We start from the raw sequence: 21,598 nt of genomic DNA on the forward strand, positions 1-21,598 counted from the left end.
AGACCTCCAGATTCAAAAATGGATGTCTGGAACCTGTCCGTCATTTGGCGACACAAGCTGACGCTAAGTCAAGCTATTTGGCGCAACAGTCCCGGTGCAGAAAAGGCAAGAATGCGGAATGGCTTACTCTGGATTGCGTACCTGCCTGCGATGCAAGTCTGATTTGTCGTCAAGAAGCGAATTCCCAAACGGGTGAAGCTGTGCACCGGCATCCCGCAACCGTGGTGAGCGATCCGCCGGAAAGCCGCATGATCGAAGCTATCGGGGATCTGTTCGTCTCATGCTGAAAAAAGCCGGCACACGACGACTTCAGATGTCCGGAAAACAGTGTGCGATGCGCGGATGGCACATCGTCAATTGAAGACTGATTTTCGCAATGTAGGAATGGTGGAGCCAAGGGGGCTCGAACCCCTGACCTCTTCGCTGCCAGCGAAGCGCTCTCCCAGCTGAGCTATGGCCCCTTGTCGCATCTTGCCGCCGGTCTAGGTCCCCGGCGTCGATGGAGGCGGAACATAGTCACACCGCCCCCCAAGATCAAGCAGAATTTTCGAAGAAATATCCCGCCGTGAACAACAGCGGAAAGGCCGCATGGAACGGCAGCCCCGCAAGACGATTACTGGTCGGTATCGTCCTCGATCTCAACGCGGATACCGGGAACGGAATCCTCGTCTTCGTCTTCGTCTTCCAGGAAAACGTCGTCGTCGGATTCTTCATTCTCGATCTCGACATCATCGTCGCCATCGATATCCGGCACGTCTTCGGAGCCTTCCGCTTCCGCGTCGGCTTCTTCCAGGGTTACAATTTCCGGTGCTGCTGCGTCCGCCTCTTCTTCTTCCTCTTCCGGCTTCTCTTCGACCTTTGCCGCCTTGGCCGCACGCGCGGTCATGACAGTTTCGAAGATCGTGCCGCATTTCGGGCACGTGATCGGATCGCGGTTGAGATCGTAGTATTTGGCGCCGCAGCTCGGGCAAAGCCGCTTTGTGCCAAGTTCAGGTTTTGCCACTGTGCTCACCCTTCGTTTGTTGTCTGGCTGACTTGTCGGTGGGGCCCCATAGCGTCAAGCTCAGCTGCTGTCAAAGACAAATCGGACAAAAAAACCGTTCGCCCCATTCTTCTGCATGTTGCGGACGAAATTTCAAGCGCGCCAAAAAGTTCTCGCCAACAAATCTCATTTATGGGTCCATCGCCTAGCCCTCGCCAAAACGCAACGCGTCCGGACGGACGCGCCGGATGTCACGACGGCACATTCAAAACCAGCACCGAAAAAACCGGGTGATGACGAGGCGGCGTCCGCGTGATAGGACGTGACACCTTTTCGAAAACTCTCAAGTTCCGGACATTGAAAATGTCACATAATACCGCGCCCACGCCTCTTACCGCGAGCAAGGGCAGCCCCCTGACCGGTACGATCCGCGTTCCCGGCGACAAGTCCATTTCACACAGATCGATGATGTTCGGCGCGCTTGCGGTCGGACGAACGACTGTGACAGGCCTTCTGGAGTCCGAAGACGTTCTGGCGACAGCCGATGCCATGCGCGCTGTCGGGGCAACCATCGAAAAACACGATAACGGCTCCTATACCGTCGACGGGATCGGCCTGGGCAGTCTTCTGGAGCCCGAAGGCGTGATCGATTTCGGCAATGCCGGCACCGGGGTCCGCCTGACCATGGGGATCTTCGGCAGCCATAATATCGCCGCCACCTTTGTTGGCGACGCCTCCCTCTCGAAGCGTCCGATGGGCCGCGTGCTCGACCCGTTGCGAGAGATGGGGACAAACGTCATTGCCCGCGACGGTGACCGCCTGCCGGCCTCCATCCGGGGTGCGGAAACAGCGTTGCCGATCACCTACCGGGTGCCAATGCCGTCCGCACAGGTCAAGTCCGCCGTGCTCCTTGCGGGCCTCAATGCCCCCGGCGAAACAACCGTGATCGAACCTATACCGACACGCGATCATACCGAGAAGATGCTGAAAGGCTTCGGCGCGGAAATCTCGGTCACGCTCAATGAGAACGGCGAACGGGTGATCAAGCTGACGGGACAGCCGGAGCTGAAACCGCAGGACATCGACGTTCCGGGCGATCCGTCCTCGGCAGGCTTTCCGCTCGTTGCCGCACTTATCATTCCAGGTTCCGACATCACCATCGAGAATGTGCTGTTGAACGAGCACAGGACCGGCCTGATCACCACGCTGATCGAAATGGGCGGCGACATTGAGATCGTCAATCGCCGTGAGACCGGCGGCGAAGACGTCGGAGATCTGAGGGTGAAAGCCAGCCAGCTTAAGGGCATCACCGTACCGGCAGACCGGGCACCGTCCATGATCGATGAATATCCGGTGCTCGCGGTCGCCGCGGCCTTTGCCACGGGCGACACGTTCATGCCGGGGCTCGACGAGCTGCGCGTGAAGGAATCCGACCGCCTTGCGGCCGTCGCCCGCGGCCTGGAAGCAAACGGCATTCCCTGCGTGGAGACAGAAGACACGCTAACCGTGACCGGCGGTGCCGATGCCATCGGCGGCGGCACGGTCACCACCCATCTCGATCATCGCATTGCCATGGCCTTTCTCGTGCTCGGCATGGCTTCCGACGCCGCCGTGACGGTGGACGACGGCGCGGTCATTGCCACCAGCTTCCCGACCTTCACGCCTTTGTTTGAAACCCTCGGTGCCAAATTTTCCGCGAGAGCCAGCGAGGCGGCATGATCATCGCGATTGACGGTCCCGCGGCATCCGGAAAGGGCACGCTTGCGCGCAGGCTCGCCGATCACTTCGGCCTCAGGCATCTCGATACCGGCCTGACCTACCGGGCGGTCTCGGCCGCGCTTCTCGCCAAGGGGCTGCCGCTCGGGGATGAAGGCGTTGCCATCGAGATCGCGCAGAACCTGGACCTCGCCCAGATGGACAAGACCGTGCTGTCCGCACATGAAATCGGCGAGGCGGCCTCGCGCATCGCGGTTCTGGGAGGGCTCAGAAAGGAGCTTGTCGAACTCCAGCGACGCTTTGCCGAGACGCCTCCCGGGGCCGTTCTCGACGGGCGCGATATCGGCACCGTGGTCTGCCCTGACGCCACGGTCAAACTGTTCGTCACCGCGTCTCCCGAAGCGCGTGCGCGCCGGCGGACGGACGAGATGATCTCCAAGGGCAAGGACGCAAATTACGCCTCCGTTCTTGATGATCTCAAACGCAGGGACGAGCGCGACAGCCAGAGAACCGTCGCTCCCATGAAACAAGCTGAAGATGCGGTCTTGCTTGATACGACAGAAATGGATATAGAAACCGCGTTCCAGGCGGCTGTGGATATCATTTCAAGCGCCAAGGATGCTTAAAGAGCTTAGGGGTTCACTTTCAGGTGCGCCCCTTTCCGTGCATCCGGAGCAACTCGGGCTTTGAAAGCCGCAGGTTCTTAATGAACGACAATTGAATTTCGGCAGGACGTGTTTCAGATCGTGTCCTGTGGCGAGACCGGATTTTCCGTCTGCCGCCTCCGCCGGCCCGCTTTTCGAAGCGGAAGGATCAGCGAAGATCGCGATCCCGGGAGACAGGCAATCCGGAGTGCAACACCAACCCGCCGGCGGTGCGCCAACAGGCGCTCAGGAGACTAAATGACCGATTTCAATCCCTCTACCGAGGATTTTGCAGCTCTTCTCGAAGAGTCTTTCGTCCAGAACGACCTTTACGAAGGTGCCGTCGTCAAAGGCACCGTTGTCGCTATTGAAAAAGACCTTGCCGTCATCGACGTCGGCCTGAAGGTCGAAGGCCGTGTGCCGCTGAAGGAATTCGGCGCCAAGGGCCGCGACGGCGAAATGGGTGTCGGCGACGAAGTTGAAGTTTACCTGGAGCGTGTCGAAAACGCTCTCGGCGAAGCTGTCCTGTCGCGCGAAAAAGCACGCCGCGAGGAAAGCTGGGTTCGCCTGGAAGTCGCGTTCGAAGCAAACGAAAAAGTCAACGGCCAGATCTTCAACCAGGTCAAGGGCGGTTTCACCGTCGATCTGGATGGCGCCGTTGCCTTCCTGCCGCGTTCGCAGGTCGACATCCGTCCGGTCCGCGACGTGACCCCGCTGATGCACACGCCTCAGCCGTTCCAGATCCTGAAAATGGACAAGCGCCGCGGCAACATCGTCGTGTCCCGCCGTGTCGTTCTGGAAGAGACCCGCGCCGAACAGCGTTCGGAACTGGTTCAGAGCCTGGAAGAAGGCCATACCGTGGAAGGCGTCGTCAAGAACATCACCGACTACGGTGCGTTCGTCGACCTCGGCGGTATCGATGGCCTGCTGCACGTCACCGACATCGCGTGGCGCCGCATCAACCATCCGTCGGAAGTTCTCACCATCGGCCAGACGGTCAAGGTGCAGATCATCCGCGTCAATCAGGAAACGCACCGCATCAGCCTTGGCATGAAGCAGCTTGAAACCGATCCGTGGGACGGTATCGAAGCCAAGTACCCGCTGGAAGCCAAGTTCAACGGCCGCGTGACCAACATCACCGACTATGGTGCATTCGTCGAGCTGGAGCCGGGCATCGAAGGCCTGATCCACGTTTCGGAAATGTCCTGGACCAAGAAGAACGTCCATCCGGGCAAGATCGTTTCCACTTCCCAGGAAGTCGAAGTGATGATCCTGGAAGTCGACCCGGTCAAGCGCCGCATCTCTCTCGGCCTGAAGCAGACCCTTCAGAATCCGTGGGATGCGTTTGCAGAACAGTTCCCGATCGGTGCCAACGTCGAAGGCGAAGTCAAGAACAAGACCGAATTCGGCCTGTTCATCGGCCTCGACGGCGACGTGGACGGCATGGTTCACCTGTCCGACCTCGACTGGAACCGTCCGGGCGAGCAGGTCATCGAGGAGTACAAGAAGGGCGACATGGTCAAGGCCATCGTCCTCGATGTGGACGTCGAGAAAGAGCGCATCTCTCTCGGCATCAAGCAGCTCACCGGCGATCCGATGGAATCGGGCGCAGCCGGCGAATTGCGCAAGAACTCCGTCGTGACCTGTGAAGTCACCGAAATCAAGGACGGCGGCCTGGACGTCAAGATCGCCGACAGCGACCTGACCGCATTCATTCGCCGTGCGGACCTTTCCCGTGACCGCGAAGAGCAGCGCCCGGAGAAGTACTCCGTCGGCGACAAGTTCGACGCTCGCATCACTCAGTTCGACAAGAAGACCCGCCGGGTTACCGTGTCAATCAAGGCGCTCGAAATCGCCGAGGAAAAGGAAGCTGTCGCACAGTACGGCTCCTCCGACAGCGGCGCGTCTCTCGGCGACATCCTGGGTGCTGCCCTGAAGCAGCAGTCCGACGACTAAGGTTTTCGGAGCCCGGGACACCGGGTACGGAAATGAAAAGCCCGGCAGCAATGCCGGGCTTTTTTGTTGCGCCAAACGCGCGCCTGTGTGTCCGCCCGGCAGCGTGGACTTCAGCACGCGAATGTGCCCTGATAGAGGAGCACAAAATGGATCGGAACGGGAGTAACCGATGCGCTTGCTTTTTGCCCTTCTCCTCGCACCCATGTTAGCCTCACCCGCGCTCGCGGATATTGAACGGCTGAAGACCAAGTGGAAGGTCAAACCAGACTTCGAGAAAAGCGCGGCCGCGCGCGAGTCGATCAGCGGTGCGGATTGCGCCCCGGCCGGCGGATGGTGTCTCGCAGCCAACGACGAAAAGAACTATGCGCAGCTCTTCAAGATCGGCAAGAACAGTCTGGACCCGGACAAGAAAGGGGTGATCCGGCTGTTGCCGAAGAAGGTCGACGGCAAGAAGATGGACGAGATCGACGCCGAAGGTGTGGTGTTCGTGCCCTCCGGTGACGAGAAGGCTTCGTCCCATTTTTATGTCACCGGTTCGCACGGGCTTTCCAGGAGCGGAGAGTTTCAACCCTCCCGGTATACGCTGTTTCGCTTTCCGGTCGACACGCAGTCCGGCAAGCCAGCGTTCAAGATCAACGACAAGAAGGTCGATCCGGCTGTTGAGCGAACCACACTGCTCGCCGAAACGATCAAATCCAATCCCGACCTTGCGCCGTTTGCCGACAAGACGCTGGACCGCAATGGCGTCACCATAGAGGGCATCTCCGAAATGGACGGCGACATGCTGTTCGGTCTCAGGAGCCCCTGCCTAGCAAATCACGCGCTCGTCCTGCGCGTGCCACTGGGCGAGCTGTTCAAGGACAAACCGCCCCCATCAACAACCGACAAGGTCCAACTGGGCGACAATGTCGGCATTCGCGACCTGACCCGGGTGAAGAACGGCCTTCTCATTCTGGCGGGCCGGAGCGACGACCGCCGCGGCACCGAGGAATTCACCTGCGGCGAAAAACGTGCGCCGCCATCGCCCGCGCCGTCTCTCTGGTTCTGGAGCGGGACAACGGGTGATGCTGCAAAGCCCCTTGGGACACTGCCCGGGGTCGACATAAATGCGAGCGCCGAAACGCTGCTGGTGCTGGAGGAAACCGACGCAGGCTACAAGGTGCTGGTCCTGTTTGATGGTGAGAAAAACGGCGCGCCGGTAGAATTTATGGTCGGGAAATAGCCCCTGGAACTGAACCGGCGTGCCCTCGCTCGCCGCGCGCAAAGCGAACCGAATTGAGGATCGCAGGGCTTGTGCCCGTCGCAGTTCTTTTGAATGATTGCAGGCCGCGCCCGATACTCCGTTCTGGATTTCAGACATGTCAGCCCTCGATCTGTGCCGCCTTGCCGGCACTGTCTTTCTTGCCGTCACGCTGGTGGTGACCGGCGATACCTGCGGCAAGCTGCTCACACAGAGCGGCGTGGATCCCTTCATCATCGCCTGGACGCGCTTTGCAATCGCAGCGCTTGTGCTTTGGCCGCTTGCGCGTCTGCAGTGGCGCGAACTTGGCCCGATGAAGGACTGGCGGGTGATCCTGCGGGCTGTCTTCATCGCGGGCGGGATCAGCTCCATTCTGACGGCGCTCGAAACCGAGCCGATCGCCAACGTGTTCGGCGCCTTTTTCATCGGACCGATCATTTCCTATGTCCTTGCCGTCGTTTTTCTGAAGGAACGGCCATCGGCCACGCACACCGTTCTCCTGGCCGTCGGGTTCCTGGGGGTGCTCCTGGTGGTCAAACCCGGATTTGGCATGGCAACGGGCACGCTGTTCGCTCTGCTCGCCGGAACGTCCTATGGCTGCTATCTCTTCATGACAAAACTGCTTGCCGGAGCCATGCGGCCCACCCGGCTGCTTTTGTCGCAACTCCTGATCGGCACAGTGCTGCTGACCCCCTTCGGTCTGTCGTCGCCGCTGCCCGTCAATGAAATCGGCGTCTGGCTCCTGCTCATTGCGAGTGCGCTGACTTCGGCCGCAGGCAACTATCTTCTGGTGATCGCCAACCGGACAGCGGATGCAAGTCTTGTAGCGCCGCTGGTCTATACGCAGCTCATCTCCGCAACCGTTCTCGGCGTTGTCGTTTTCGGCGAATGGCCGGACATGACAGCCTTTGCCGGACTGTTTCTGATTGCCGCTTCCGGCCTCGGATCCCTGGCGACCCGGCGCGCGGCGTGAATAGGCGCTGCCGCGATGCAGAAGATCAGGAAGACTTGATGCCGTAATTGGCGACCGCGCCGAGGACTTCGTCGATTTCCGCCTTCGACAGGATATGCGGTTTGCCGACCGTCTGGCTGACGATGTAGGCGCGTGCCAGAACCTCCAGTTCCTCCATCCGCCAGAGTGCCTTTTCAAGCGTTTCGCCGGTAACGACAGCCCCGTGATTGGCCATCAGGCACCCGGACCGCTCCGCCATCGCGCTGGTCACATGATCCGCCAGGGCCTGACTTCCGAACAGGGCATAATCCGCGAGCGGCACGGTGTTTCCACCGAAGATCGCGATCATGTAATGGCAGGCCGGGATCTCGACACGGTCGATGGAAAGCGCCGTGCAATGCACAGGATGGGCATGGACGACAGCGTGCATGGCTTCCTTTTCCCGCAGCAGCGCCTGGTGAAACTGCCATTCGGTCGAAGGCGGATAGTCGCCCTTCAATTTGCCGAGTCCCTTCAGGGGAACGGAAACCAGCATGTCGGGTGTCATCCGCTCATAGGGAACGCCGGACGGCGTTATGATCATTCTCTTGCCGGCTCTGGCCGACACATTGCCCGACGTGCCCTGGTTGATCCCGCGCCGGTTCATTTCGCGGCAGGTATCGATGATGGCCTGACGCAGTTTGTTGGTGTCCTTGTAGGGTGGCTTAAGCATGGTCTTCCGATCGTCTGAGCAGGTCGGCCGCGGTTTCGGAACAAGTCGCAACGTGGGTGGCATACCCGCCGCGAATGGCCGCAAGCATCGGCGCGGCCCGGTCGGGGCCCGAACCAACGAGCAGCCCCATGTCCTTGTGTCGCATCTGCTCCAGGGTGACGGCAATCATGCGGTCTTCGATGTCACGGTTCAGGCCGTGTCCGTCCTGGTCTATGAGCCGGCCGCAAATGACCCCGATGGCCCCGTTTGCCGCGCAGGCGCCGATATCCGATTTATCCAGAAGGCCGGTGTGTACCACGTGACTGTCCTCGCCGCAGGTGCCGCACGCAAAGATGGTTTTGTTGCAGTCGGCAACGGCCTGCAATTGCGCTTCGATGACCGGCTCCCGTTTCAGCTGTTCGACAAGGTCCTTGTCCGACAGGACCAGCGGGACGTGGAGGTTCACGCAGTGTGCGCCGTAGCGCCGTGCAAGCGTGGCAGAACAGGTCTCGGCGGCAAAGCCAAGCGCGGCGGGGCGCGATCCCACCAGTTGAACGATGGTGAGATCTTCGAGATCGACCCTCGGCGCGGCCTCCGCGACCCGGTAGACGGTCTCGCCCCAGGCGACACCGAGCCGGTCACCGGGCTCCAGCAAGCCCGGCAGCCAGTCGGCAACCACGCGCGTCACGCGGTCGAGGGACCGTTCGGGACCGTCGGGAGAAGACGGAATGACGACAGCATCGCGCAAGCCGAAACGGTCGACGATCCTGCGGGCGAGTTCCTGGTTCCGAAAGACATCCGTGTCGAGCGAAATGCGCACGTAGTCCCGCTTTCTGGCCTCGGCCAGATAATTGACCACTGTCGCCCGGGAAATCCCCAGCCGCTCGGCGATCTCGTTCTGGTTCATCCCGTCCTGATAGTAGCACCAGGTCACCTCGACGATCGCGTCGTCCTGCGTGCGCGGGCGCGCTCCGCTTCTGGGCTCAGCTGCCCGGGACCTGGACGAGGCGGGGCTCATGCGCTCTTGGCAACCGCCGCCAGATCGGGGAACAGACCCGCGAGGCCGTCCGCACTCGCCTCACACACGCCGCGCTCGGTGATCAGGCCCGTCACCAGATGGTTCGGGGTCACGTCGAAGGCCGGGTTGCCGCCAGGTGTGCCGTGCGGCGTGACCTGAACCTGCGCAATCGTGTCGGCCTCGTTCAAACCCTGAACATGGGTCACCTCGCGTTCGAGGCGCTCCTCGATCGGGATTTCGGCAACGCCGTCATCCACGCTCCAGTCGATGGTTGGTGAGGGCAGCGCGACGTAGAAGGGAACATTGTTCGCCTTGGCGGCAAGCGCCTTCAGATAAGTGCCGATCTTGTTGCAGACATCGCCCCGACGGGTTGTGCGGTCGGTGCCGGTAATGACGAGATCGACCATGCCGTGCTGCATCAGGTGGCCGCCGGCATTGTCGGTGATGTAGGTGTGCGGAATGCCGTGACTGCCAAGCTCCCAGGACGTCAGCGCACCCTGGTTGCGCGGGCGGGTTTCGTCCACCCAGACATGGATAGGGATGTTCTCGTTGAAGGCCTGATACATCGGGCTGGTTGCCGTGCCCCAGTCCACCGTGGCAATCCAGCCGGCATTGCAGTGCGTGAGGATGTGAACCGGCTCGCCGTCTTCCTTGCCGGCGGCGATCTTGCGGATGATCTCAAGCCCGTTCTGTCCGATGCGGTGGTTGATGTCGACATCCTCGTCGGAAATCTCGTGCGCGAGCTTCAGCGCGGCAGCCGCCCGATCCGCCTCCGGCAGGGGCTTCAAATGCGCCCGGCACCGGTTGAGCGCCCAACGGAGATTGATTGCGGTCGGACGTGTCTTGTCCAGAAATGCCCAGGCCGTGTCTAGATTTGCATCGGAAGGGTCCAGTCTGGCGGCAAGCGCCATGCCATAGGCGGCAGTGGCTCCGATCAGGGGCGCGCCGCGCACCCGCATTTCTACGATCGCGTCAGCGAAATCCTGGAGCGTATCGACCTGCTGAATCCGAAATTCGTGCGGCAGCCAGCGCTGATCGATGATCTGGAGCGCGTCCTTGCCCTCGTCCCACCAAAGCGACCGGTAATGGGTTCCGTCGACTTTCATAGGATGTCCCTTCTGTTGTAGTTGCGCGCCAGCGACAGGAGATCTTCCGTCGTGCGAATGGTCCCGGCGTTGAGGATCAGGTCGGCGCCCATGCGCAGGTTCCGCGCTTCCAGCGCGGCCTTCAGCGCCTTGTCCTCGATCTCCTCGAAATCGGCGTTGTGCGCCAGCGAGAGCGTCCGGCGATGCATTTCAATGCCGCAAAAGCCAAGGGCATCGACGCGGATCTCCGCGAGCAACTCGGCACAGACCTCAGCCGAAGCATGGCCCTGCCCCTCGAACAGCGCCTGCGGGTAAAGCATGCCGGTGCGCTCCGTCGCCCAGAGGTGCCCGAACTCGTCCTCGAACGCGGCGACCGTCTCCGTGATCACCGAAAGGAGCCATTCCTGAAAGGTTTCCAGGTCCGCATCCTGCCTGTGGGCCGGCTGGCTGAAATAGGCCATGAGAAAATTCGCCAACAGCATTCCGAGGTCGAAGCCCATCGGGCCGTATTGAACGAATTCGGGATCGATCACACGGCTTTCGTTTTCCGTCGACATGATCGATCCGCTGTGCAGATCGCCATGCACCATCGTTTCGGTGTTGGATGCGAACTTCATCATGAGCCGCTGAACCCTCGCCTTCAGACGCGCGTCCGAGCGCAGGTCCCTGACGACCGGATCCAGGCCATCCGTGTGGTGGTTCATTTCCGCTTCGTAGTAGGGATCGGTGAAGACAAGCGCCTCGGTGATCGCCGGGATCTCGATGTTGCCTGCGAACAGACCGACGTCGTTTTTCTTGTCGGCGCTCTTCATCGAAAGCTCAGAGCCGCGAAACGCGGTGCGTGCACAGAACCGGCCAAGAAAGTCGCCGAGCCCCTCGACCGTTTCTCCATCGATCAGCTTCCGGCGCAGGATCTTGTGGGGCGCCAGGAACTCCATGACGATGAGCGCCTGCGTCTCATCGAAATGGAAAACCTCCGGCACCGATCCCGGATCTCTTTCCGCCTGCCTGACCAGCGCGTGATTCTCGAAAAAGGCGCGATAGAGCGGTAATGGCCAGCTGTCCCCGACGAGCCTGACATAAGGCAACGCCTGCTTGACCACGACAGAGCCGGCCGGTCCTTCTACGATAAAGACAAGGTTCAGATTGCCATCGCCGACTTCTTGCACATCCCAGGCCGCCAGGTCGGTTCCGACCCTGTTTGCCACCGCCTCGATCGAGGCAAGACGCGTTGCGAGGTCCTCCGGTGTCAACGGCCGATACTGCTCAGGCGTATCCATGACTGCGCTTCTTCCTCCCTGTTTTGCCCTGATAATGATCAAGATTGTTCAAAAGTCAACTTGGTTGACAAATGACTATATTGCGTGCTGTAACTTTGCGCAGCGGGAGAGGAGCTCGTGAAAAATTGGGAGGAACGGTGAGCAACGTCACCCTGAAACTCCGCGGTCTGGAAAAGTCCTTCGGGCAGAACCACGTTCTCAAGGGCATTGATCTGGAACTGCGATCCGGAGAAGTCACGGCACTGATGGGCGCCAATGGTGCCGGCAAGTCGACGCTCGTGAAAGTGTTGTGCGGCTACCACTTTGCCGACGCCGGTGAGATTGAGCTGGCAGGAGCTCCCTTTTCCCCGACCGACGCAGCCGACGCAATCGCCAAGGGTGTCGTGACGGTGCACCAGTCCATCGACGATGGCGTGATCCCCGATCTTGATGTTGCGACGAACCTCACACTCGACCGGCTTACGGAGCCCGGTGTCGGTTTCTTTGTCAATGACGGTAAGCTGCGCAAACAGGCGCGCGAGGTCGCCGAGAGCATGGGCCTGACCATGGACGTGCGCATGCGGGTTGCCGATCTGGACGTCGCCGACAGGCAGATGATCGCGATTGCACGTGCCATGGCACGGTCGCCCAAACTGCTTATCCTCGACGAGCCGACGTCTTCCCTGTCGTCGTCGGAAGCCGAACGGCTGTTCGCGCTGATCGATCGGCTGCGCGATGAAGGCGTCGCGATCCTCTACATTTCGCACCGCATGTCGGACATCCGGCGCGTTGCCGACAGGATCGTTTCCATGCGCGACGGTGCAATCTCGGGCCTCTTTGAAACCGAACCGCTCGACTATGTCGGTGCGGTCAACGCCATGCTCGGCCACCAGATGACAGAGGTCGACATCGATCCGGTGGCAGGCGGCGAACCGGTGCTACGCGTCGAAGGCCTGAAGCTGTTCGAGGATAGCAAGCCCATCGACCTTGATGCCCGGGAGGGAGAAGTGGTCGCCTTTACCGGCCTTCTGGGATCCGGAAAGACGCGGCTGGCGGAGATCATCTACGGACTTGCCGACGCGCACGGTGGCCGGCTGCTTCTCGACGGGAAGGATTACCGCCCGAACGGCGCCGGCGACGCGGTCTCCAAAGGCGTGTTCATGTCGCCCAAGGACCGGAGCGTGAACGCGGTCGTGCCGGACTTCGACATCGCCAATAACATGACACTGCCCTTTCTCGGCGCATTCAGCGGTCTCTCCTTCCTGAACGACAGGATGCAGCGCAAGGCGTGCGACGGGATGATCGACAAGATCGGTGTTGTCTGCCAGTCCAATGCCGACGACATCAACACGCTGTCCGGCGGCAACCAGCAGAAGGTCATGATCGGCCGCTGGCTGCTCAAGGCATCGCGGATCCTCTTGCTCGATGAGCCTTTCCAAGGTGTCGATATCGGTGCGCGGCGCGACATCGGCCACTACATCCGCCAGACGGCGGCGGGCCGGACCACACTGGTCTTCGTGGCGGAGATCGACGAGGCGCTTGAAATCGCGGACCGCATCATCGTGCTGAACGAAGCGGCGATCGCCGGTGAATATTTGAACAGGGACATCGATCTGAACAGCCTGGTTGCGGATGTGTCCGGCCCCGGTGAGCGACTGGCCCTCGCAGGATGATACTCGACAGATGAAAAACAACGACGCACTCGATTTCGCAATCCGATACGGCTTCCTGATCCTGCTAGGCGGGCTCGCCGTGTTCTTTTCCCTTTATGCCAGCGGTTTCGCCAGCCCCCGTTCGGCCGTTTTCATTCTCCAGTCCGTCGCCATCACCGGGATTCTCGCCCTCGGCGTCACCTGTACGCTTGTTGTCGGCGGATTTGATCTTTCCATCGGATCGGTCGCGACCTCGGCGCTGATGCTGTCCGCCTACACGATGGTCATTCTGGAACAGTCCGCCTTTGTCGCCGTTGCGCTTTGCCTGCTCATGGGCGCCCTTGTCGGCCTGGTCAACGGGTTGCTGATCGTGAAGATGCGCGTCCCGGACCTCCTGGCAACACTCGGCATGATGTTTCTCCTGATCGGCTTGCAGCGCATCCCGACACAGGGCAATTCCATCGCCACCGGCATGAGCCTCACGGACGGGTCTGTCGCCGAAGGCACGTTCTCAGCCGCGTTCCTGTGGCTCGGCCGTCACCGTTTCGACTTTTTCCTGGACAGGCTTGTGCCCGTCCCCGTCGTCGTGTTCCTTCTGATCGCCGTCTTGATCTGGCTGTTTCTGGGATACACGAGACACGGGCGTCTGATGTACGCGATCGGTTCCAATGAACGCGCCGCCGGGCTGGTCGGAACGAACGTACACCGCTACAAGGTGGTTGCCTACATGATCTCCGGAATGCTCGCCTCTGTCGGCGGTATCCTGCTGGCCGCCCGTCTCGGACGCGGCGATATCGCCTCGGGAAACAATCTCCTGCTCGACAGCGTGGCGGCAGCGCTGATCGGTTTTGCCGTATTGGGCGCAGCACGCCCGAATGCATTCGGCACCGCGGCCGGTGCTCTCTTTGTCGGGATCCTGCTTCAGGGCCTGACGATGATGAATGCTCCCTATTACATGCAGGATTTCGTCAAGGGAGCCGTTCTGGTCGCAGCCCTCGTTTTCACATTCTACCTGTCGTCACGGCGTGGCGGCAGGAGGACAGCGTGACGCCAGCAAGGCGCCGTTCATATTGGGAGGAAACAATATGCTCAGACGTGAATTCATGAAACTGACCCTCGCGGCCGGCATCGGCCTCACCGGGGGAACCGCCATTGCCGCGGACATGCCCGCCCCCTTCGACAAACCGGAAGAGGTCAAGATCGCGCTGGTCCGCTACCTGTCGACCGGTGACTTCTTCCAGTCCTACCTGGCCGGCGTCGAAAGCCAGGCGGAGGCGCTCGGTGTCGATCTTCGTGTCTTCGACAGCCGCCAGGACGCGGCTCTCCAGGCCGACATGGTCGACCAGGCAATCGCGCTCGGTGTTGACGGCATCGTTATCCAGCACGGCCTGACAGAGTCCATGAAGCCGGCGGCGCAGCGCGCGGTCGATGCGGGCATCAAGGTCGTCGCCTTTGACGTGAACGTTGAAAACGACGCGATCCCGCAAGTCGAACAATCGGACTATCTGCTTGGAAAAATGGCGCTCGACCAGGCAATCAAGGACAATGGCAATTCCTTCACCGCCGGGTATGTCTACGTGCCCGGCATCGCACCGCTGGACCGCCGGGACAAGGCCTGGAAGGAAGTGAAGGAAGCCAATCCGGGCATCAAGGAAGCGGCGATGTTCGGGACGCTGGACAACCCGATCGCCAATTCGGTGGCCAACCAGGCACGCTCCGTGCTTCAGGCCAACCCGACCATCAACGTGGTGTTCGCGCCCTATGACGAGTTTGCCAAGGGGGTCAAGATCGCCGTCGACGAGGCCGGCCTGAACCAGGATATCAAGATCTATTCGGCGGACGTTTCAACGGCCGACATTTCGGCCATGCGCGAACCGGATTCCGCGTGGGCCGCTACGGTCGCAACAAACCCGGCGGTTGTCGGGGAAGTCAGCGTCCGCACCCTTGCCCTGATGCTTGCGGGCGAAGACCCGGGCAAACAGGTCATCGTCCCGCCGACGCTGATCACCCAGTCCTTCCTCAATGAGCAGGACGTGCGCAACATGGAAGATCTCGGCGAGAAAATGCCGCAATTCCAGCATGCGGATGTCTCCGTCGCGGAATGGATCCCGCTGCCCAAGCGCTGAGCATTCACGCAGCAGCAATTTCGAAACCCGGCCTGCCGGCCGGGTTTTGTCATTGCGAGGTCATTTGTACGCAGGTTTACATTTCGCCCGCTTGGTTTACGCTCCCAACTTCAACGAGCGCCCGCGCGGCCTCCTAACTCACCCCCAGACAGAATTGCGAACAGGCAACATGAGCGAAGCCAAGGCCGGCGACACGGTTCAACTTCACTACAAGGGCACACTGGATGACGGGTCCGTCTTCGACAGCTCCGAAGGCCGCGAACCGCTTGAATTCACGGTCGGCTCGGGCCAGATCATTCCCGGTCTCGACAAGGCGATCCCAGGCATGAAGATCGGCGACGAAAAGACCGTTCGCGTTGAGGCCGAGGAGGCTTACGGAGCGGTCAACCCGGGAGCCCGGCAGACCGTGCCACGTGCCCATATACCGCCCGATGTGCCGCTCGAAAAAGGCCTGCAGCTCCAGGCCCAGACGGAGGACGGGCAGATGATGACAGTCATCGTCGTCGAGTTTTCCGAGGAGGAGGTTGTCCTGGACGCCAACCATCCGCTTGCGGGCAAGGCACTCACATTTGCCATCACGCTGACCGGTATCAAATAGCGGCACCTGCCGACCGCGAACGTCGAGACGCCCGCCGCAAGGCGGGCTTTTTCGTGCATGCCATCAGGTTCGCAGTCCTCAGTCGGAGCCCTGCTCGGGCATCGGCTCCGACTTTTTCTCCAGGGTTTCCTCCATGAAGAGCACATAGATGACCAGGCCGACGGTTGCCGTCGCCGCCAGGCTCAGGAACCCCGTGGTGTAGCTCGTGAACTGGACAATGTATTCAGCGACAATGTTGCTCAGGGAAGCGCCGATGCCGATCAGCATCGCCAGAACCCCTTGCGCGAAATTGAACCGGCCCGTGCCGGCGGTGATGTCTGCGAGAACAAGAAGAAACACCATCGCGAAGATGCCGTTCGCAACGCCGTCCAGCGCCTGAATGGCGACCAGCGCATAGGTGTTGTCGAACTGGCTGAACAGGATCCCCCTTACAGGAAGCACGAGAAACGCGATCAAAAGCAAGGGTTTGCGGCCCCAGACATCCGCCTTCTTGCCGCAAAAGATCGCCATGACGATCATGACCAGTTGGGCGGCGATGACGCAGGCGGCCGTGAACGCGACGCCGTGCTCCGCGTCGCTGTTTGATGACAGTTTCTGACTGACGAGCGGCAACATGGACGCATTGGCGGAGTGAAACAGGAAGATGCAGATGGCAAATACCAGCAGGCGCCTATCCTCGAACAGGCTCATTATGCCTTCCGGTGCCTTCGTGCCCGTGTTTTCCTGAGCGACCCCGCCACGAGCCATTTCATGATCGATTTCGTCCTTGTTGATCCAAAGAGCGCAGACAATCATGCCGCAGGCCATGGCCGCCACGAGCCAGAAAACCCCGAGTGCCGACCAGGTCAGCGCGAGAATGGCGGCAAGCATGGCCGCGATCATGTTGCCGGCGTGGTTCCAGGCCTGATTGGCGCTGGTCTGCTTGGTGAAATAGGTGTGGCCGACAAGTCCGAGTGTCACCGCGGCAATGAGCGGTCCCATGAAGGCGGATGACGACCCGATGAGGATCTGCGCCGTGTAGACCGCAATTGCGTCGTTGAAAGCCAGAATTCCGATGGTGCTCGTGGCGATCGCGACGGCGCACACGATCAGGAGCGCCCGTTTCCACTTGACCGCATCGACGATGGCACCCGCAGGCGACTGCATGACCACCGTTGCAATGCTCCCGGCGGCGAGCGCGATGCCGATCGAACCGGGGGACCAGTGCTGCAAGGACAGGAGGTAGATCGCCAGATAGGGCCCGATCCCCCCGACAACGTCTCCGGCGAAAAAGTTCACGCCCAGCAATGGTTTGTTCAACTGCATGATCTGCGCCTCGATTTCCGGATCTCTTTACGTCCTATACGAGGACCACAAACAAAAATTTAAACATTCATGGGACTACACTCAAAAATCGAATATCAATCCGCTGCGTCAAGATTTTGAGAACCGGTTAGATGCCTCTAAGTTTAATTGTCTCAATTCTGGTCTTTTTCTTCATTGCAATCCGTCAATGGCTTCCAAATTGGCTAAAAATCTGGATGATCATGACAACTGGCGCGGCTTTTTTACTCGTTACCGGTAATATTTCTCCATCTGAGGCTCTCAGCGCAATCGACTGGAACGTTATTGCCTATTTGTTCGGCGTCTTCGCTATTTCACATGCGCTGTTTGCTTCAGGAATATCTGAAAGGGTCAGCAACTGGATTTGCGCCGACCAGCGGTCCATCCCGCAAATCCTGCTTTACTTCATCGTGTTCGTGACGCTCGTTTCAGCTGTATTGACCAATGATGCCGCTGCTGCAATCGGTACGCCGATCGCAATCGCGATAGCGGCCAGCCTGCGCATTGCGGCTGCCCTGCCCCTGATCGCCCTTTGCGTCTCCGTCACGGTCGGCAGCATGTTTTCGCCCGTCGGAAACCCGCAGAACCTTCTCATCGTTGCCGACGGTCATTTCCAGAACCCGGTCGGCGTCTTTCTGGAATGGCTCTTCGTCCCCGCCCTGATTTCCCTCATTTTCACACTGGTCTGGTTCTGGATATGCTTCGCGAAAGCGCCGAAGGGAGAGGCGCCTGAAAATGTCGCACCGGACGAACAGTCTGCGCGCAGCTGGCCTGCGCTTGTCTCGACCGGGCTGCTATGCGTGCTCGTCATCGTGGACAGTGTTGCCCATGAAAGCGATCTCCTGCCCGATCTGCCACTCGGCGTTCTCAGCCTGGTCGCGGCGATCCCGCTGTTCCTGTTCACCGACCAGCGCCTCAAGCTGGTAAAGGAAGTCGATTGGCACACGCTGATCTTTTTCGTTTCCATGTTCATCGTCACCGGAGCCGTCCTGAAATCCGGTGCCCTGCAGCATTGGCTGAGCCCCTGGCACGATCAGCTGGGAGAGCCGCTGATGGTAACCTCGATCGCGTTTTTCGGCAGCCAGGTGTTTTCAAACGTGCCGCTTGTCGAGATCTACCTCAATCTCCTGTCGGGGCACGATACGCCGACGCTCATGCTGTTGTCGGGGATATCGACACTGGCGGGAAATCTCTTCATCCTGAGTGCAGCCAGCAACGTGATCATCGTGCAACAGGCCGAGAAACACGGCGTGACACCGTTCCAGTTCTGGCAGTTCACGCGCTTCGTCCTGCCGGTGACCGTCGTGTCATTGCTGGTCTGCTATTTCTGGATCGCGTTCCTGGTTTCGCTTTCCCAGTAAAGCCGGACGCCCCGCCGCCCAAATTTTGTCCGGCTTCCTGCCCCAATCTGCCGCATTCTGGTGCCAGAGTTCGATAAGCGATTGCAATTTCGAGGACACTCACCCTATTTAGGTGCTTGGTTTTCAAAAGATCTTGTTCGGAGAGGCCCGGTACATGGCTGTTGATGTTGATGCGCTCGTGGACAGAAGACGGTTGCGGCGCAAGGTGACGTTCTGGCGCGCGGCGACATTCATCGTAATCGCAGGAGCGCTCATTGCCGGACTGGCCTATGTTTCGGGCGTTTCGGGCCTTTCCAAGCGGTCCGCGCACATTGCCCGGATTCCGATCGAGGGCGTGATCGTGGAGAACCGGAAGACGCTGAAGATGATCGAAAAGATCGGAAAGGCGGATGCCGTCAAGGGGGTGGTCATCTCCATCAATTCACCGGGCGGCAGCACGACAGGCGGCGAGGCGCTTTACCAGGCCCTGCGCGAATTGGCGGAGAAGAAGCCGGTGGTCGCGGAGATCCGGACAATCGGCACATCCGCCGGGTACATGGTGGCACTCGCCTCCGATCATATCGTCGCACGCTACAACACGATCACCGGATCAATCGGCGTCCTGTTCCAGTTCGGCAATTTCGAAAAGCTGCTTGATACGGTCGGCGTCGAGATGGAAGCCGTAAAAAGTGCACCTTTGAAGGCGGAGCCGGACTTCTATTCGGCAACGACGCCGCAGGCGCGCGCGATGCTGCGATCGCTGGTCAACGATTCCTACACCTGGTTTGTCGGGCTCGTCGCCGAACGCCGGCAGCTTGAAGAAGCGACAGCAAAGGATCTTGCCAACGGACGTATTCTCACCGGACACAGCGCGCTGGAAAACAAGCTGGTGGATGCCATCGGAGGCGAGGACAAGGCGGTCGAATGGCTGGAAACGGAAAAAGGAGTTTCCAAGGATCTGCCGGTGCTGACCTGGACAACAAACGAAAACCTCGAAGAGCTCCCATTTTCCTCCCGAATCTCCCGAGAATTCGGAAAAGGCATCGGATCAGCCATCTTAAACCCGTTAAATGACGCTAAGGGGCTGATTCCTCGAGGCCTTACGCTTGACGGGCTCGTATCCGTTTGGCAGGCTTCAGACGCGGCAGAACAAAAACCGTAAGCGAGGGGGCTCTCTATGATCAAATCTGAGCTGGTTCAGCATATCGCCGAACAGAATCCGCATCTCTACCAGCGGGACGTCGAGAATATTGTGAACGCAATTCTCGATGAGATCACCGAGGCCCTCATGCGTGGAGACAGGGTTGAGTTGCGCGGATTTGGCGCTTTCTCCGTTAAAAACCGTCCCGCCCGGGTCGGACGCAATCCGCGGACCGGACAGAAGGTGGAAGTGGATGAGAAACACGTCCCCTTCTTCAAAACCGGCAAGGAAATGCGTATACGTTTGAATGACGGTGTCGATCACGGCGACGATTGAGTGCGTCTTGCAGTCCACCGTCCGAAATTGAGCATTGATCTGACACGTTCGGGGAGACCGACTTGACCCGTTTCATCAAGAACCTGATCCTTTTGGCGATCGCTGTGGTTCTCGTTCCCCTGTCTGTTGCCAACAGACACACCGTTAATTTGTCACTCAATCCGTTTGACCCGCAGGACCCGCGGCTGACAATTCCGGACATACCGCTTTTCTGGGTGATTTTTGCAAGTCTCGGCGTTGGCATTGTCGTCGGGGGACTGGGCGCCTGGGCGAAGCAGGGACGCTGGCGGAAGGAAGCGCGGCTCAAGCGCCGCGAAGCCGACAAGTGGCACAAGGAAGCGGACCAGCTCCGCGACATGACCGGCGCCGCACAGCCTTCGTCAAATGCAAAGGGCCTGCTTGCGCCGGACAAGCGCTCGGCAGCCTAGCACCGGACGGATGAATGCGGATTATCTCAAGCGACGAGATTGACGCCTGCCTGGAAGACAGAGACGTAATCGAAACACTGCGCCGCGCGTTCCGGTCGAACACAATCGCGCCCGGCATACCCGAGCAAGTCATAGAACGCCTCGACCAAGCGGCCGGTCGTCTCAACGTGCAACCGGCCTGGACGAATTTCACGGCACAGGGAGACGTCACGCGCGGCTATGTCGGCTGCAGTCTTTCCCTCGAGCTGCCGGAGCAAAAGACGAGTTCCTCGAGCCTCTACATTCTGTTTTCAGGCACGGGTGCACAACCAATCGCCCTCATCGACGGGATGCGCCTCGGTGCATGGCGCAGCGCCGCCCTGCATGCGCTGGCTGCGTCCTATCTGTCGCGCGAAGATACGGCGCGGCTTCTCGTCATCGGTGACAACCCGCTCCTGCCGCGCGTCCTTTCAGCCTATGCCACGACACGGAACCTGACATCGATCCTGTTTGCTGGAACCTCGGCGGAGACACGCAGAAAGGCGGCGAACCAGCCGTCGCTTGCCAAGGTCAGTCTGGGGGAAACCACGGAGATTCATGCTGCTCAGGAAGGTGCGGACATGATCTGCGTCGCCGGTCCGGACAGTGAGCGCGGGTCGTTCCATGCACTCACCTATCTCGACCCGCCCGTCGGTTGCCATGTTGATGTTCTGGACAATGCGGCCACGATTCCATCCGCATTCCTGGAGGAAGCACGTCTGTTTTCTTCCAACATGGCAGCCCCCCCGAATCCGGATCTCGAGTGGGCTGCCGACCTTTTTGAACTGGCAAAGGGCAGCAAGGCAGGACGGCGCTATTACGGCCAGAGAACCCTCTTTCTGCCGAGCGCCAAAACCGGTCTTGAGGATTACGCGCTTGCCGCACACGTTTTTTTGAGATCCTGAGATCTGGAACTCGGCACACGAGACACCACATTAAAGTGCAGCAGAGGGGAGACTTTCGAAGCGTTGCACAGCTGATGTGCCGGATAAGGCAGAGCGTCCAACGCTTCCCCATAGCGTTTTGCAAAGGAGCAGAACAATGCTGACGACACTTGCCTATTCGGCAAGCCTACCAGCAATATCGATTGGCC

Annotated in this window: 20 protein-coding genes and 1 tRNA gene; 14 read left to right on the forward strand and 7 right to left on the reverse strand. The window is 60.0% G+C overall.

Going from position 1 to position 21,598, the window contains the following annotated elements; all coding sequences use genetic code 11:
- Positions 1–385 precede the first annotated feature (385 nt).
- Both RDA78_RS03670 and RDA78_RS03675 read right to left on the reverse strand, forming a co-directional pair.
- Positions 386–461, reverse strand: a tRNA-Ala gene (locus tag RDA78_RS03670).
- Between the two features lie 152 nt (positions 462–613).
- Positions 614–1,003, reverse strand: coding sequence for a TIGR02300 family protein (locus RDA78_RS03675; RefSeq protein WP_434054011.1), 390 nt, complete (start codon positions 1,001–1,003; stop codon positions 614–616).
- Between the two features lie 342 nt (positions 1,004–1,345).
- On the opposite strand from RDA78_RS03675, the gene aroA reads away from it, so the two are divergent.
- The 5 genes from aroA (at position 1,346) to RDA78_RS03700 (ending at position 7,511) form a co-directional block, all read left to right on the forward strand.
- Positions 1,346–2,701 carry a 3-phosphoshikimate 1-carboxyvinyltransferase gene (aroA, locus tag RDA78_RS03680; RefSeq protein WP_434054012.1) on the forward strand — a complete coding sequence of 452 codons (1,356 nt, stop codon included), beginning with the start codon at positions 1,346–1,348 and terminating at the stop codon, positions 2,699–2,701.
- Positions 2,698–3,324: a (d)CMP kinase gene (cmk, locus tag RDA78_RS03685; RefSeq protein ID WP_434054013.1), complete on the forward strand. Its 627-nt coding sequence runs from the start codon at positions 2,698–2,700 to the stop codon at positions 3,322–3,324. Before aroA ends, cmk begins: the two co-directional genes overlap by 4 nt.
- Positions 3,325–3,600: 276 nt before the next feature.
- Entirely contained in the window at positions 3,601–5,298 is a 1,698-nt protein-coding gene (rpsA, locus tag RDA78_RS03690; RefSeq protein ID WP_306142453.1) for a 30S ribosomal protein S1, read from the forward strand.
- A gap of 169 nt (positions 5,299–5,467) precedes the next feature.
- Entirely contained in the window at positions 5,468–6,520 is a 1,053-nt protein-coding gene (locus RDA78_RS03695; protein WP_434054014.1) for a DUF3616 domain-containing protein, read from the forward strand.
- A 136-nt stretch (positions 6,521–6,656) separates the two neighbouring features.
- Positions 6,657–7,511 (forward strand): DMT family transporter, encoded by an 855-nt coding sequence (locus RDA78_RS03700; RefSeq protein WP_434054015.1) that lies wholly within the window; start codon positions 6,657–6,659, stop codon positions 7,509–7,511.
- Positions 7,512–7,536: 25 nt separating this feature from the next.
- On the opposite strand, the gene RDA78_RS03705 is transcribed toward RDA78_RS03700, so the two are convergent.
- The 4 genes from RDA78_RS03705 to mtnK are packed head-to-tail and all read right to left on the reverse strand — an operon-like array spanning position 7,537 to position 11,564.
- On the reverse strand, positions 7,537–8,202 hold the full coding sequence (locus tag RDA78_RS03705; RefSeq protein ID WP_434054016.1) for a class II aldolase/adducin family protein: 666 nt from the start codon (positions 8,200–8,202) through the stop codon (positions 7,537–7,539).
- A complete protein-coding gene (locus RDA78_RS03710) occupies positions 8,195–9,199 on the reverse strand; it encodes a sugar-binding transcriptional regulator (RefSeq protein WP_434054017.1) in 1,005 nt (334 codons plus the stop codon). The genes RDA78_RS03705 and RDA78_RS03710 overlap by 8 nt, the downstream gene beginning before the upstream one ends.
- Positions 9,196–10,305, reverse strand: coding sequence for an S-methyl-5-thioribose-1-phosphate isomerase (gene mtnA, locus RDA78_RS03715; protein WP_434054018.1), 1,110 nt, complete (start codon positions 10,303–10,305; stop codon positions 9,196–9,198). The genes RDA78_RS03710 and mtnA overlap by 4 nt, the downstream gene beginning before the upstream one ends.
- The gene (mtnK, locus tag RDA78_RS03720; protein WP_434054019.1) at positions 10,302–11,564 is read right to left on the reverse strand and encodes an S-methyl-5-thioribose kinase; all 1,263 of its coding nucleotides are present in this window, start codon (positions 11,562–11,564) and stop codon (positions 10,302–10,304) included. Before mtnK ends, mtnA begins: the two co-directional genes overlap by 4 nt.
- 137 nt (positions 11,565–11,701) lie before the next feature.
- Here mtnK and RDA78_RS03725 point away from each other — a divergent pair, with 137 nt between their 5' ends.
- The 4 genes from RDA78_RS03725 (at position 11,702) to RDA78_RS03740 (ending at position 15,919) form a co-directional block, all read left to right on the forward strand.
- Entirely contained in the window at positions 11,702–13,216 is a 1,515-nt protein-coding gene (locus RDA78_RS03725) for a sugar ABC transporter ATP-binding protein (RefSeq protein ID WP_434054020.1), read from the forward strand.
- A 10-nt stretch (positions 13,217–13,226) separates the two neighbouring features.
- Positions 13,227–14,243, forward strand: coding sequence for an ABC transporter permease (locus RDA78_RS03730; protein WP_434054021.1), 1,017 nt, complete (start codon positions 13,227–13,229; stop codon positions 14,241–14,243).
- A 55-nt stretch (positions 14,244–14,298) separates the two neighbouring features.
- Positions 14,299–15,321, forward strand: coding sequence for a substrate-binding domain-containing protein (locus RDA78_RS03735; RefSeq protein ID WP_434056095.1), 1,023 nt, complete (start codon positions 14,299–14,301; stop codon positions 15,319–15,321).
- A 169-nt stretch (positions 15,322–15,490) separates the two neighbouring features.
- Positions 15,491–15,919: an FKBP-type peptidyl-prolyl cis-trans isomerase gene (locus RDA78_RS03740; RefSeq protein WP_434054022.1), complete on the forward strand. Its 429-nt coding sequence runs from the start codon at positions 15,491–15,493 to the stop codon at positions 15,917–15,919.
- A gap of 78 nt (positions 15,920–15,997) precedes the next feature.
- Here the strand turns inward: RDA78_RS03740 and RDA78_RS03745 are convergent, their stop codons facing one another.
- The gene (locus RDA78_RS03745; RefSeq protein WP_434054023.1) at positions 15,998–17,224 is read right to left on the reverse strand and encodes an MFS transporter; all 1,227 of its coding nucleotides are present in this window, start codon (positions 17,222–17,224) and stop codon (positions 15,998–16,000) included.
- A gap of 215 nt (positions 17,225–17,439) precedes the next feature.
- On the opposite strand from RDA78_RS03745, the gene RDA78_RS03750 reads away from it, so the two are divergent.
- From RDA78_RS03750 to RDA78_RS03770, 5 genes are all read left to right on the forward strand, one after another.
- A complete protein-coding gene (locus RDA78_RS03750) occupies positions 17,440–18,603 on the forward strand; it encodes an SLC13 family permease (RefSeq protein WP_434054024.1) in 1,164 nt (387 codons plus the stop codon).
- Between the two features lie 154 nt (positions 18,604–18,757).
- Positions 18,758–19,744, forward strand: coding sequence for a signal peptide peptidase SppA (gene sppA / locus RDA78_RS03755; protein ID WP_434054025.1), 987 nt, complete (start codon positions 18,758–18,760; stop codon positions 19,742–19,744).
- A gap of 15 nt (positions 19,745–19,759) precedes the next feature.
- Complete coding sequence (ihfB, locus tag RDA78_RS03760; RefSeq protein ID WP_299476276.1) at positions 19,760–20,059, forward strand: integration host factor subunit beta; 300 nt, start codon at positions 19,760–19,762, stop codon at positions 20,057–20,059.
- Between the two features lie 62 nt (positions 20,060–20,121).
- Positions 20,122–20,487 (forward strand): lipopolysaccharide assembly protein LapA domain-containing protein, encoded by a 366-nt coding sequence (locus RDA78_RS03765; protein ID WP_434054026.1) that lies wholly within the window; start codon positions 20,122–20,124, stop codon positions 20,485–20,487.
- Positions 20,488–20,501: 14 nt separating this feature from the next.
- A complete protein-coding gene (locus RDA78_RS03770) occupies positions 20,502–21,410 on the forward strand; it encodes an ornithine cyclodeaminase (RefSeq protein ID WP_434054027.1) in 909 nt (302 codons plus the stop codon).
- The last annotated feature ends 188 nt before the right edge of the window (positions 21,411–21,598 follow it).

The organism is Roseibium sp. (assembly GCF_051016195.1).
Classification (GTDB): domain Bacteria; phylum Pseudomonadota; class Alphaproteobacteria; order Rhizobiales; family Stappiaceae; genus Roseibium.